Here is a 13,050-nt window from a genome sequence, read left to right as displayed (position 1 = left end):
GGGTCACCGGATGTAGGAGGGTGACCCGGCATGGTTTTGTGATATTCTGCTAGACAAGCAAATTTTTCTATCCCGCTTGTTTTAGATCACCGGGACAGTTAGCCACGGCTTCTCCCTGATCCGGAATAAAAAAAACCTGCAATGGAGCGCCTTTTGACTCAGGATCGACGTAAACATCCACGCTTCAAAACCAGCCACCCCGCGCAGCTGATACTCCATGGCTCAGCGGTCACCGACTGCCTGATTAACAATTTTTCCCGGGGTGGGCTCTCGCTCGCCATCGATAGCGAGTCGCTGCGTGCCGTCAGACGTGAAGGCCGGCTCGATGCATCGCATGCGGTGGACGCCGAGGTGCTGTTGAGGTCGGATCAGGGTACCGACGAGCACCGGATACCGGTGCGTATCGTATTCGCTTCAGACCAGGGTGTCGGTGCCGTCTTCATGCGACCGGATCAACGGGTACTCGGTTATCTGTCGCGAACCTCTCTGGCCAAAGGACATCGTTCAACCGATCCTGCTTCATTCAGGATACTGCGGCAGATCCAGTCGCTGCTGCAGCAAGCCCTGATCAACCGCTATGACGGTTTCATCAAAATTCTGGCGGAGACTTTTCTGGAACTGGAGGACCAGGCATCGCAACAGGAGCAGCCCGATCTGCGCCATGGGCGACAGGCCATGGAGACGGATGCGACTGGACTGCGGCAGCGTTTCATCGCCGAGGTTGCCGGCAACTGGCAGCAGCTTGAATATGCGGATGTCGGCACGAATCTGCCAATGACTGACAACCAGAGTCTGGAGTTGGTGGATCAGGACGAGTTTGACGAGTGGGCCGCCGTGGTGGCTACCGCCCGGCGCCTGGAGGGCCGGTTGTCGCAAACCCTGTTCAGTCTTTCCCAGGCGATCGCTTATATGATCAAGTCGCCGGTCAATAATGAAAACAATCCCCTCTCCCCCTATTGCCTGCTCTGGGCATTCAAAAAAGCGCAGGATGAAATGCAGTTGAGTGTGCCTGCCAGGCGTACCGCCTACCGGGTATTTGCAGAACAGATACTGGCGACACTGGATCCGCTCTATCACCAGATCTATCAATTGCTTGAACAGCACGGTTTCACGCGCAATGAAAAACTGCATCCACAGTCACCGGAGCTGCCGGAAGCGGCTGAGCAAGAATCAGCGGGCCGGCAGACTCGACCGAAACCTCGCTCCCTGATCGAGACGCTGTCGTCCTATATCGGCAGAAAAAAAGCACCCGATGAATCGGCGACGGTTGCTCACAGAGTCTCCAGCAAAACGGCGGTCGCTCATGCCCTGGATGACATGGTCCAGGGTGATCAGCGCAACCTTGCGGATCGGGTCGAACAGTCACTGGGTGGTCATACCGGCGCGGGTGGCGGGGTGGAGTTGTCACTTGAGAGCCGACAGATTATAGATGCCACGGAACAGCTTCTGCGGATGGCGCAGCAGGACCCGCGCCATAACAGCACCATGCGGCGGATTCTGCGTCAGGTACAGCTACCGCTGGCCCGGGCGGCTATTGATGATCCGGCCGTTCTGAATGATGCATCTCATCCCGCACACCAGTTGCTGAATGACCTTGACCAACTGGCGCTGTTCACGCCCTCAAGTGGTGATTCTGCACTCTCCAGGGGTGTCAACGAGCGTCTGGAATCGGTGTTGGGGTCGCTGGAGGTGGCGGGGGGAAAGGCCGACCTGGACGCGGTATCGCGGCAGGTGGCAGAGTTGTTGACCGAGCAAAAGTCGGCTTTCAGCGCCAATCTTGAACAGGTGTTGACGGCCTGCGCCCAGGAACAAAAAACGGCGGTAATCAGCCAACAGATCAGAGAGTTTCTGCAACAGGAGTTGACCGGGTCAATCTCGGTGTTGGTGGACCAGCTGCTGCACCTGGGATGGGTCGGGCTATTGATCCAGACCGCGACCGAGGGGGAGAAAAGGGCCAAGCATCTGCAGAGCTACAAGAGTGTCCTGATGCTGCTTAACCAGGCTTTGCAGCCGGGTTCACGAAACGCCTATCTGAAGACGGAAAAGTGGCGTGATGTGAGTCAGGTGCTGAACAAGGGTTTTGAGGCCTATCCGCTCTACCGTGAACAATCCCATGCGCTGATAACACAGTTTGGCGAGTGCCTTGAAAAGGGCAGCGAAAGTTACAGTCTGTACAACGAACGTCGTATTGAGATTGATGACGACTATTTTGACCAGTTGTTGCCGGTTACCGCCCAAACCGATGCTGCAGCCGACCAGACGGTAGTGTTGGATCCGCAATCGGTGCGTCAGCTGGAGCAAATTCGGGTAGGTGACTGGATTGCCGAGCAGCGGCTGCAGGGGCATGTGCGCATGCTCAACCTGGCGTTGCATGAGGCGTCCGACGGACGCTATCTGTTTGTTGACAGTTTTGGCGTCAAGGCGCTGGATTGCAACTCGCCGGAGTTGCTACGCCGACTCCAGTCGGGACAGCTCTCGCTGGTGGAGAATGCCGGGCTGCCAATGGTGGAGCGGGCGGTGGAGCGGGCGCTCAGGCAGAGTTTTGATCAGTTGCGTGAACAGAGCGACCTGGACCCGGTCACCGGCCTGATGAATCGCCGGGCCTTCAAGCGGGCACTGGAGCGGTTGTTGAAAAACAGCCGCCAAACAAAAAACCGCCACACCCTGATCTGTTTCGATGTGGACAAGTTCACCCTGGTGAACGAGCTCTGTGGTACCGATGGCGGTGATCAGTTCCTGGCGAATCTTGCGGGTATCTGTCAAAACTTCCTGAGTGGGGACAGCACGCTTTCCCGTACCGGTGATAACGAGTTCAGTATCCTTCTGAAACAGTGTCGTCTGGATGAGGGGTTCAGCTTCGCGGAAAACCTGCGCAAGACGATCCAGCATTACCATTTTCAGTGGAGTGGCGAGCGGATCTCGGTCACGGTCAGTGTCGGTCTGGCCGAGATCAATAGTGACAGCGGATCGGCCGATGAGCTGGGCCAGGCCGCCCAGTCGGCTTGTGAGGAAGCCAAGCACGAAGGCAGGAACCGCTGCCGCTGCTATCAGCATGAGGGTGAGGTGTATGCGCAGAAAAAGCTTCTGGTGCAGTCGGTCCCCCTGATAGAGAAGGCGCTGGAAAATGATCAACTGGAGCTGTTCGCGCAGTTGATCCAGCCGGTGTTTGTCGGCGATGGCCTGTCGGACCACCATGAAGTGCTGCTGCGGCGGATGGATGAACAGAATCAACCGGCCAGTCCGGATCAGTTTATCGAGGCTGCGGAACGCTATGAACGGATGCAGGCGGTTGACCGCTGGGTGGTACAGCGCTTTTTCAACTGGGCCAACAGCGAACTGGCCAGAGGCAGCGCCACCGAGCTGGGCGGATTCAGTATCAATCTCTCCGGGCAGTCCATGGCGGATGAGAGCTTTATCCCGTTCCTGAAGGAACAGGTACAGCATTCCTCCATCCCTCCCGAAAAACTGGCTTTCGAGATTACCGAGACGGCCATGGTCAGCCAGATGGGGCAGGTGAGGGCACTGATGCAGGAGATCAGGGCACTGGGATGTCAATTCTTTCTGGATGATTTCGGTACCGGCTACGCGTCCTACTCCTATCTCAAGGAGTTTCCGGTGGATGTGGTGAAGATTGACGGTATCTTCGTCAAGGATATTCACGAGGATGAGGTGAGCTATGCCATGGTGAAATCGATCACCGAGGTTGCCCATCACATGGGCAAACTGGTAGTGGCCGAATTTGTCCATACAGAGGCGATATTGAACGCGCTGCGCAGGCTGGAAGTGGATTATGCCCAGGGTTTTTGTATCGGACGGCCGGGGGCGTTGAAACTGCTTTCCCGTTACCAGCCGGTAATCTGATTCAACCGGTAACCGGGGCATGGCCAAGGCGCCGATGCAGGCCGGCCGCCCTGCTGAGGCAGTTACCATAACCCATCTTTCGCTTCCATGCTTTTTCCGTACACAGCCCGGTCAGATTGACAATCAGTTAGTTTATTTATCGTTCAGGCGACCTGATCTTGCTACCGGAGCTATCTGGTATAGTCCCGGGTATTAGCGGCACGATGCCTACAGGGAGGCGACAATATGCACACAAGAAAACTGGGGCCTTTCACGGTCTCAGCCGTCGGACTTGGCTGCATGAGCATGTCCTGGGGCTACGGCGCAGCCGATGATGTTACCTCGGAACAGCTGCTGCAGGAGGCGCTGGATGCGGGCTATTCCTTCCTGGATACGGCCGCTATGTACGGCATGGGACACAATGAAGCACTGATCGGTCGTACCCTCAGCCATCGGCGCGACGAGTTTGTCCTGGCCAGCAAATGCGGTATCGCCCGGGGCGAAGACGGTAACCTCAGTGTGGACGGCCGGCCGGAAATACTCAAACAGACCTGTGAAAAAAGTCTGCAACTGCTGCAGACAGATGTGATCGATCTCTATTATCTGCATCGACTGGACCCCAGGGTGCCGGTAGAGGAGAGCGTCGGGGCGTTGGCGGAACTGGTGGCCGAGGGCAAGGTGCGCAGCCTTGGACTCTCCGAAGTCTCCAGCGAGACCCTGCGCCGGGCCCATGCGGTGCACCCCATCACCGCGGTGCAGTCGGAATACTCTCTCTGGGTCAGAACCCCGGAACGCCGGATGCTGGCCACCTGCCGGGAGTTGGGGGTCAGTTTTGTCCCCTTTTCTCCGCTCGGCCGCGGTTTCCTGACCGGTTGCGCCCGGGATGTGACCAATCTGGAAGAGGGGGATATCCGCACCAATGTGGCCCGTCCACGTTTTGAGCCGGAAAACTTCGCCGCCAATCAGCAGTTGCTGGAACCCTTTGGCGAGATTGCCCGGGAGCAGGGCTGCAGCATGGCCCAGCTTGCCATTGCCTGGGTGCTGGCACGTGAGGATGGGACGCTGGTTCCGATTCCCGGTACCAAGCATATCGAGTACATGCGGGAGAATGCCGCCGCAGGGGATATCCGCCTGGAGCCGGCAGTGGTGGAGCGGCTGGATGGGCTGATCAATGACCGGACCGTCAAGGGTGCGCGCTATAACGCCCAGTTGATGGCATCGATCGATTCTGAGAAAGATTGAGGTCAGTCGGCTCCAGGGGATGCCCTGCCTCACACCCGGTCAGCGCTGATCTACTAAAGGATGATGCCTGCGGGCGCCGACTGCCCAATTCCGTCGCAAGGGCGATTATTGGTCCCGGTTGTCCTATAATAGAAAAAGTCGCTTGTTTTTTTATTGAGTTTTCAATAGAGTGCGCTACATTGCAGTGTACTTGTAGTTTTTCGGCAGTTATCCTCTCGCAGTTCGTGGCAGATTCTTCCGTAAGCGCTTGGCAAGCGTCTGCATATCAACGATTAATTTTTACAGAGGTTTAGCAACATGGCTACAGGCACAGTTAAGTGGTTCAGCGACGAAAAAGGCTTCGGATTCATTACCCCGACCGACGGTTCCAAGGACGTATTTGTTCATCACAGCGCCATTCAGGGCGGTGGCTTCAAGTCACTGGCTGAAGGCCAGACCGTCTCCTTCGACGTCGAGCAGGGTCAGAAAGGCCCCAGCGCGACCAACGTCGTCGCCCAGTAAAACGGGATCAGGATGCCTGGCATCCTTGAAAAGCCCCGCCGGATGGCGGGGCTTTTTTTTGCCTGTTTTCCACGGACAAGCCATAGTCAAAAAGGTTGGGCACAAAAAGCCGATCCAATAAGCTCTGTTACACTCAGGATGGTAGATGCAGAACTCAGCACGAATCGGATGGAGTCACCATGTTCACAACGGAATTTCTCATCACTTCACTGATTATCGTCATGCTGCCAGGCACCGGGGTTATTTACACCATCTCTACCGGTCTGTTTGTTGGCCGACGCGCCAGCACGGCGGCCGCAGTGGGATGCACCTTTGGCAGCATCCCGCATCTGCTGGTGAGCATTCTGGGATTGTCGGCGATTCTCCATTTGAGCGCGCAGGCGTTTGTGGTGCTCAAGTATCTGGGCGCGGCCTATCTGCTCTATGTCGCCTGGACCATGTGGCGGGACACCGGTCGTCTGAACATCGAGGAAAAGCGCTGCCAACGGGGTATGCGGGCGATTGCCGTCAAGGGTTTTCTGATCAATATTCTCAATCCCAAGCTCTCCATGTTCTTTATCGCTTTTCTGCCGCAGTTCGTGCCGGTCGGTTCGGTTTCGCCAGTACTTCACCTGATCCTGTTGAGTGGCATCTTTATGCTCATCACCCTGGGTGTGTTCCTGCTCTATGGTCTGTTTGCCGGAACGGTTCGGGATTATGTCATTAACTCTCCCCGTATTCTCAACCACCTCCAGCGCAGCTTCGCCGTGGCCTTTGCCGCCCTGGGGGCCCGACTGGCGATGGCTGAACGGTAGTTAACATGTACTACTTCGCCTATGGATCCAACATGTCGACCCGACGCTTGAAGCAACGGCTCAGTACGGCCCGTCCGGTATCGGTCGCGACCCTGCCGAGGCACCGTTTGTGCTGGCACAAGCAGGGACGGGATGGTTCAGGCAAGTGCGATGCCGCCCATGCCGGTGATGACGCCCTTGCGGTGATGGGGGTGCTGTACGAAATGGCGCCGGAGGAGCGGCCACTGCTCGACCGGATTGAAGGGGTAGGGGCCGGGTATGAGGTGATCAATGTGCGGCTGATGCTCCGTTCAGGCGAGTTCGTACAGGCCTTCACCTATCAGGCGACACAGATAGATGCCTCCGCATTACCTTTTCTCTGGTACAAGACCCACGTGCTGCAAGGTGCCTATGAGCATGGACTGCCTGATGACTACATCGCGCAACTGGAGGCGATTCCGGCGCTGGACGACCCTGACCGGGAACGCCACCGGCGGGAGTTGCTGATCTATGATCCTGAAGAAAAGTTTTTTCATTGACTCAAACGCCGACCAGCCTGACCGCGTCATTCAGCTGATTTCAGTCGACCCGTTATCATGCTCAAGGTTGATGGCTATGCTTGTTTATGGTCGTACCTTCTGCACAGGGTAGAACGATCAACCCTGTTTATCAGCTTCTTGCCTCAACGGTGAACCTGGCAGGTTCCCATGCCTGACGTTATCGCTGATTATTTGATTTGCTAGCAATTGTCCCGCAGTGAGCTACTATTCACTTCACTTGGCAAGGTAAAAGCACTGCACTAATGCGAACCCACCAGGGAGGGAAAGTTGATGTTTCAAGTCCTGCATAATGATGCCCTCGGCAAGTTAATCGTGCGCCTGTCTGTGGCAGTGCTGATACTGTTTCATGGCGTCTCCAAGCTGCTTAATCCAGGCTCCCTGAGCGGGATTGGCGACATGATTATCGGTTACGGTCTACCAGGATTCCTGGTATATGGTGTGTTTATCGGTGAGGTCATAGCCCCTGTGATGGCCATCATCGGCTGGTACACCCGCGTGGCTGGCCTACTGATGGTCGGCAATATGCTGGTCGCAGTTCTCCTGGTGCATACGAGTCAAATATTTATGCTTAATAAGAACGGCGGCTGGGAGCTGGAGCTGCAAGGCATGTTTCTGTTTGCCGCCCTGGCCGTGCTCTTTTTGGGCAGCGGGCGCATCGCGCTCAAGCCAGACTGAGCAGATGCTCAAGTGGGCGTGCCCCGTATGCAGCGGTTATGATGTGTAGCATGCGCAAGGCAGGGAACGCCGCCCTGTTTTACAGGCTGTGATGTTACGAACCGGCCACTTGGTTTGTTCAGGGGACTGCGTGAGGCAGACATGCCGCTGTAACGAAATTATCAGGAGGGGCTTCCTTTCATCTGATCGATATGAGTATTACTCAGCCACCCAAGTGCCAGGCCGGCCCACAGGGAAAGTGGATGTGTCTGTGGCAAGTCGAGCGCCTCTGTTCGGTCCAGTGCCAGTGGACGTATATCTTCACCCTCATGCACTAACCCATGAAATCCGGCAGCCGATGAAGCATCTACTGTGGCGCAATAGATATGTACTTGCTCGCTCGACAAATGCGGAGCCGTGAGATAGGTGCCGATCAATTCCATCGAGTCAGGCGTCAATCCGGACTCTTCGATAATTTCGCGTGTTATCGCCTCGAGTGGTGTCTGTCCGGGCTCGATGCGGCCGGCCACAATGTCGATCAGCCAGGGGGAAACACCGGCCACGTGCGCGCCCGCACGATACTGCTCCACCAACACAACCTTGTCGGCGGACGGATCGTAGAGCAGGGCGGCGACCACGTCACCCCGATGCAGCACTTCACGCACCAACGGACCGATGGTGCCGCCGTCAAAGCGGTCATGCACTATGGTAAGACGGCGCAACTCAAAAAAACCCGTGTAGGCTGCTCGGGTGTCGAGAATATTTGCCTTTAGTTTTTTGTCTGCCATTGGGTAATTATTATTCCTTCCATGTCCTTTGTCACATGCCGTCCGCTATTGTTCAGGGATTCTGACCCGAATGACACAGGTGCTATGTTCCATATCGGATTTTCCAACATATCCGGGTTATCCGATAGCTGCCGTACAGCAATAATATTTATCCCACGCTTGTTAAATTGAAGTGGGTTTAGTAGTTCTTGTCGTATTTGAAATCAATCATGGCAAAAAATCACACCAATCAGGGAGTGTTTGCAAATAGAGAAGTGCATTTAGTGGCTAGCGAGTCTGTGGAAAACCCGCCATTACAGATAGTGGTAGTCGCTTTTTTATAAGGCTTAAAGCCGTTTATCAAAATCCACCTTCTCGAAATGCGAATTGGGCTTAGTGGCGACCATGCGGAGTATCTGGTCCAGAACCACCAGTTGCTCATTGTTTCCTGTTTTGAGTTTGAGGCACTCCGCTCGATCCTGATTGCTCACTGTATCTATAGCTACACCAGCCAGTTCTTCTCCCGATCTCAGCGTCAGGATCACTGGCAACTTGTACATACAAGCAATTTCAACATAATCATGTTGGGCACAAGAAATCATTTGAGATTACCTTTTTTACTTCAGCTTTAAATATCCCTTTTCGTGATGGAACTGATTGCGGTCAGGTTTCGCTATTGCACTCGTCTTGTTTTGCGGATATTGAGTCCAGGCTTTCGGCCAAACTGTCCAGCTGCATATTATTCAGGCACTCCATTGAGGCGGAGTCAGTCTGGCAGGTGCGCCGGGATTGGCGACCCACATAGTATTCGACAATATCCTTGCCGGTTATGTCACAGTTTACTTGGGTGCAATTCTCAACCGCAACACAGGGAAAGGGTAGTTTTAACTTGATCAGGTTAGGATTTTCGCTGCCGCTATTGAAACTGATAAGACGTTTTTTTTGCTCCTGCACCATGGCCTCCAGTTGCTCTTTCTGATGCACGGCGTCAGGATCAGTTCTGGAAATCAGTCCGAAGAAAACAGGCACTTCGGTTGGTATGCCAGCCAGGCGCTGAATATCCTGCAGGGTGCCAAAAATGTCCCGGCGGTACTGAATCACCTGATCTTGTAGCGTTTTCAGCTGCTCTTCATCTTCACCCACATATTGGTCCGGATTATCGAGTGCGTCCTGAAGGGTGTGTTGAACGGATGTGAGGGTGTAGTAGAAATTGACCAGCAGGGCGTCTTCCGGATCATCCGCGGTATTCATGGCAATGGCGTGAGGCCAGTGTGGCAGATCGCTGTAAGCAGTCAGGTTCATGCTGTGAAACTGGGGACCGGCTTGTGCTTCAGAGGGGAGTTCGTTGAGCTTGTTGAGAAACCCCTCCTGATTCATGGGTATCTTGCCTCCGGCTCCACCGATCTGGGTAAAATCCACGGCCACTTCGGTTGAGCCATTTTTCTGGTCTGTTGCCGCAGTAGCACAGGCGCTGGTCTCCCCCTTGGCACCCCATGCAGATAACTTTGCTTTCACGCAGCCTTGCGCCGACTGGGCCTTGGATCGGCTCTTCGACTTCACGGTCATGACAGCAATCAATTCCGCACCGCTGTATATCGCCGATACGAAGGAGTCACCGCAGAGACGTTCAAATTCTCGAATATTCCTGGCACTGCCGTCACCCAGAATATCCCGTGCCTCTTCGGTGAGGTGAATTACGGGAGAAACCTCACTGCTATTCACCCACCAGGGCGCCTTGGTGCTGCTGTTTCCGTGCAATGGGAAGGCTGACCGGACCGGATCCAACGGCTGCGATGGTCCGACAAACAATACCCCATTATCCACGGTCGCATGAATCAGCAGAGTATTGGAGGAGCTGGTCACCTTGGTGTTTGAGGCAAATTTTCCCTGCGCGCTGGCGGAGCCAACCGCAGACTTGATCGACATACCCGCCGAAACACTAAGCTGCTCCATCAGTTCAGATGTGTCGGATACCTCTTTTAATTGCATGCGAATGGTTTGACCCTCTTCCTTGACCGGGGCAAATCGGATGCAGCGGTTGGGAATGATCTCGGCGCGTTGTGAGTCCCAGCCCAGACCCAACTCGACCCCTGACTCGGGTGTCCCCATATTGATGGTGCCCGCATTAGTGGTTGGCATGAACAATAAAGTGATGGTGATTGCACAGGTTTTTGATCTTATATACATCGAACGCCTCTTCAACCTTGAAGAATTTCTACCACATTCCGTCATTATAGATATAAAAATCACTTTGTACGGAAATGGCATTGCAAGCGTTTTTCGGCTGGCGAGAGTAATGACTGTGCCACCACCATTGATGAAAGCCTGCTGGTTCCGGTTGCCATGGCTACCGGTGGTGCTACCTCAGGCGGCCCTCCGTGTCACGCTCGGGCAACAACCGCCGGTAATCACAATGATTTAATAAACCAGGGAACGATCCTCAATTTCCTGTTTGCGTCGTTCATATTCCTGCTCGTTTATACGACCTTCACGATAATCTTCCCGCAGTGAATCCATGGCGCGTTTGTTGGAGTATTCGTAGGCGGCACCACCGACAATCGCACCAGCTGCCACCTCTCTCGTTGAGCACGCTGTTGGTCCAAGAGAGAGGGTCGACACTGCTAACAAAATAACCAGACCAAGTTTATACATGGCATACCTCACTTAAATGCTCCAGACCGCAAGTCTCCCCCTGTCAACACGGGATCGGTTTTTGCGATAACAAAGGCTATGCAAGGGTGTGCCGGACCGCTTGCAGAGTTGTGGGAATATCAACTCAATAAGCCTTGTCCTTCTGTTCCTGATGCTCAGTCGGCTTATTATCCTCCATCTGCTCAAAGGCACTGAACTCTGAACGGCTGAGCCGATGATCGCCATCAGTATCAAGATTCTCCCAATCTTTAACCATGGGTTCATTGTATTTCAGCGCCTCATCCTTGGTGATGGCTCCATCCATGTTTTCATCCAGCAGGGCAAAATTGTCCGAGCGGATATCCAGATCGCTCAGCAACTGGTCATCTTCCAGATCCAGGTATTTCGCATCATTGTAGGGCTTGGCATTTTTGGGGTCGTATTCGTTCATCGATGTCGCGATGTACAGTTTATCGTCGCGATAATCCACTCGATCCAACGCTATCGGAGTCAGTGTGTCACCAATTCCAAACAGACCGCCCACTGAAATGACGGCATATAACTTGTTCGTCTTTGAGTCCAGCACGACTTTATTCACTTCGCCGATCTCCTCGCCCTTCATGTTATACAGATCCATGCCTTTCAGTTGGCCAACCTGTCGATTCAACAGCGCACCGCTTACCACCGGGCGGGTATAGTCCATGGTTTTATCCGGCTCACGCCGATCGAGTGCACTTGCTTCCGGGGTATCATTACCGGCGGCAAGAACCCCTGAGCTCAATACCAGTGAAACTGCCGCAAAGATCAACTGTTTTCGAAAAGATGTTTTCATCTGTCTTCTCCATGGTTTCCCTGTTTCGATGTGGTTCAAGATATGGCACCCGGATCAATACCGTGTGACATTTTACTGATATTTTGAAGTGAGCAATTCAGATGCCATTTTTTATGGCTTGGTCATTCCATACTCTAAGTACGGGGCAATGGTGGGGAATTCAGGCGGACCAGATCAGAACAGGAAGATGACCGACTATGGGGAAATTATGCGCGCGCTATCAATACAGTGGGGGATTTAACCCGGCGTTGGGGCATATCTAACGGATGATGGTCAACAGGAATAGTGAAAAAATTACTGTTCAGTGTGCCTTTTTCATTCCCTGACCAACCCCTTAGTTGCTTTCAGCCTATAGGTTGGGGCGAGCCTGGGAAACCAGGCGGCTTGCCAGTTTAACCGGGACGATCCTCGAGGACTTTAATGCGCTGTTGAAGTTTTTCCAGGTCAATTTTATATGCAGCATTGTTAATGCCTTTTGGGATGGTACAAATAAGTTTTTCTCCCTGGTATACACGGATATTGTTCCGGTCAAAACCAAAACTCGGATTGAAAGATGTGGTTTCAGTACTGGAGCCTCCCAGCGATTGTAATCCTTTGACTATGTCTGCGGTGGCAAAGGCTGTGGCGGCGATTGCCAGGCTCACGGTCAGTCGGCTTGCATCTGACTCACCCAAGGCGACCCATGCCAAAGTGACGGCAAACACAAATTCCAGGAATATAAAAAACCTTGGGTAGCGGGATTTGATATGAAAAAGTACGACGCCGAATGACAGGAACGACAAAGCTATTCCCAGTTTGATGATGGGGTTTGCAACCCAGTCCTTAACCAGAGGCCACAAGCCGACTGTCCCTGCGGATAACAGAATGGAGCCCACGGTAAAGGCGATGAGCAGGACCGATAAGACAATGCTTATGACCAGTAGGATTGTGATGAGTAGCGCTGAGGATTGTGTTGTTTTCGGGTCGCTGTCCGCTTCAGAAGTCTCTGTTTTTGACATCTCATCAGGCTCCTACAATTGGTTGGCTTTGTAACGTCCTAAAAATCAGCTTGAGATGTGGGCGTCTGTCTTAATTGTATATGTCGTACTTAAAATATTTTTAAGCTTGATGCCGGTTTATAGAATATATTCCATTCATCTACAACTTCAGTCATGTGCATGGCCACGACAAGCCTGTTTCAAAATGCACTACACCTTACCAGGTGTAGACTCAATACAGTCTAGCTCTGAGAATGGGATGACCGGGACTGA

The 13,050-nt window shown here is 53.7% G+C and carries 13 protein-coding genes; 7 read left to right on the top strand and 6 right to left on the bottom strand.

Annotated elements, in window-relative coordinates; all coding sequences use genetic code 11:
• Positions 1–153: 153 nt before the first annotated feature.
• The 6 genes from ACHZBF_RS12360 to ACHZBF_RS12335 all read left to right on the top strand — a co-directional run bounded on the left by ACHZBF_RS12360 (position 154) and on the right by ACHZBF_RS12335 (position 7,591).
• Positions 154–3,861 carry a DUF1631 family protein gene (locus ACHZBF_RS12360; RefSeq protein WP_321528610.1) on the top strand — a complete coding sequence of 1,236 codons (3,708 nt, stop codon included), beginning with the start codon at positions 154–156 and terminating at the stop codon, positions 3,859–3,861.
• Between the two features lie 225 nt (positions 3,862–4,086).
• Positions 4,087–5,082, top strand: a complete 996-nt coding sequence (locus tag ACHZBF_RS12355; RefSeq protein WP_321528609.1) for an aldo/keto reductase — start codon at positions 4,087–4,089, stop codon at positions 5,080–5,082.
• 297 nt (positions 5,083–5,379) lie between these two features.
• Complete coding sequence (cspE, locus tag ACHZBF_RS12350) at positions 5,380–5,583, top strand: transcription antiterminator/RNA stability regulator CspE (RefSeq protein WP_029133519.1); 204 nt, start codon at positions 5,380–5,382, stop codon at positions 5,581–5,583.
• Between the two features lie 179 nt (positions 5,584–5,762).
• Complete coding sequence (locus tag ACHZBF_RS12345; RefSeq protein ID WP_029133518.1) at positions 5,763–6,377, top strand: LysE family translocator; 615 nt, start codon at positions 5,763–5,765, stop codon at positions 6,375–6,377.
• Positions 6,378–6,382: 5 nt separating this feature from the next.
• Positions 6,383–6,895, top strand: a complete 513-nt coding sequence (locus tag ACHZBF_RS12340; protein ID WP_321528608.1) for a gamma-glutamylcyclotransferase family protein — start codon at positions 6,383–6,385, stop codon at positions 6,893–6,895.
• A gap of 291 nt (positions 6,896–7,186) precedes the next feature.
• Positions 7,187–7,591, top strand: a complete 405-nt coding sequence (locus ACHZBF_RS12335) for a DoxX family protein (protein WP_273439743.1) — start codon at positions 7,187–7,189, stop codon at positions 7,589–7,591.
• Positions 7,592–7,752: 161 nt separating this feature from the next.
• Here the strand turns inward: ACHZBF_RS12335 and ACHZBF_RS12330 are convergent, their stop codons facing one another.
• The 3 genes from ACHZBF_RS12330 to ACHZBF_RS12320 form a co-directional block, all read right to left on the bottom strand.
• On the bottom strand, positions 7,753–8,358 hold the full coding sequence (locus ACHZBF_RS12330; protein WP_273439742.1) for an NUDIX domain-containing protein: 606 nt from the start codon (positions 8,356–8,358) through the stop codon (positions 7,753–7,755).
• 326 nt (positions 8,359–8,684) lie between these two features.
• Entirely contained in the window at positions 8,685–8,939 is a 255-nt protein-coding gene (locus ACHZBF_RS12325; RefSeq protein ID WP_273439740.1) for a Rho-binding antiterminator, read from the bottom strand.
• 61 nt (positions 8,940–9,000) lie between these two features.
• Entirely contained in the window at positions 9,001–10,476 is a 1,476-nt protein-coding gene (locus tag ACHZBF_RS12320) for a hypothetical protein (RefSeq protein WP_321528607.1), read from the bottom strand.
• Here ACHZBF_RS12320 and ACHZBF_RS12315 point away from each other — a divergent pair.
• Positions 10,475–10,759, top strand: coding sequence for a hypothetical protein (locus ACHZBF_RS12315; RefSeq protein WP_321528606.1), 285 nt, complete (start codon positions 10,475–10,477; stop codon positions 10,757–10,759). The genes ACHZBF_RS12320 and ACHZBF_RS12315 overlap by 2 nt on opposite strands.
• On the opposite strand, the gene ACHZBF_RS12310 is transcribed toward ACHZBF_RS12315, so the two are convergent.
• The 3 genes from ACHZBF_RS12310 to ACHZBF_RS12300 all read right to left on the bottom strand — a co-directional run bounded on the left by ACHZBF_RS12310 (position 10,756) and on the right by ACHZBF_RS12300 (position 12,798).
• A complete protein-coding gene (locus tag ACHZBF_RS12310; RefSeq protein ID WP_321528605.1) occupies positions 10,756–10,989 on the bottom strand; it encodes an SHOCT domain-containing protein in 234 nt (77 codons plus the stop codon). The two genes, ACHZBF_RS12315 and ACHZBF_RS12310, sit on opposite strands and share 4 nt — an antisense overlap.
• A 124-nt stretch (positions 10,990–11,113) precedes the next feature.
• The gene (locus ACHZBF_RS12305; RefSeq protein ID WP_321528604.1) at positions 11,114–11,800 is read right to left on the bottom strand and encodes a PRC-barrel domain-containing protein; all 687 of its coding nucleotides are present in this window, start codon (positions 11,798–11,800) and stop codon (positions 11,114–11,116) included.
• A gap of 392 nt (positions 11,801–12,192) precedes the next feature.
• Positions 12,193–12,798, bottom strand: coding sequence for a hypothetical protein (locus ACHZBF_RS12300; RefSeq protein WP_321528603.1), 606 nt, complete (start codon positions 12,796–12,798; stop codon positions 12,193–12,195).
• Positions 12,799–13,050: the final 252 nt, after the last annotated feature.

It is taken from the genome of Sedimenticola selenatireducens (genome assembly GCF_963675335.2).
Taxonomy (GTDB): Bacteria; Pseudomonadota; Gammaproteobacteria; order Chromatiales; family Chromatiaceae; genus Sedimenticola; species Sedimenticola selenatireducens.
Note: the sequence above shows the minus strand (reverse complement) of the source record. Positions and strands in the feature narration are given on the sequence as shown.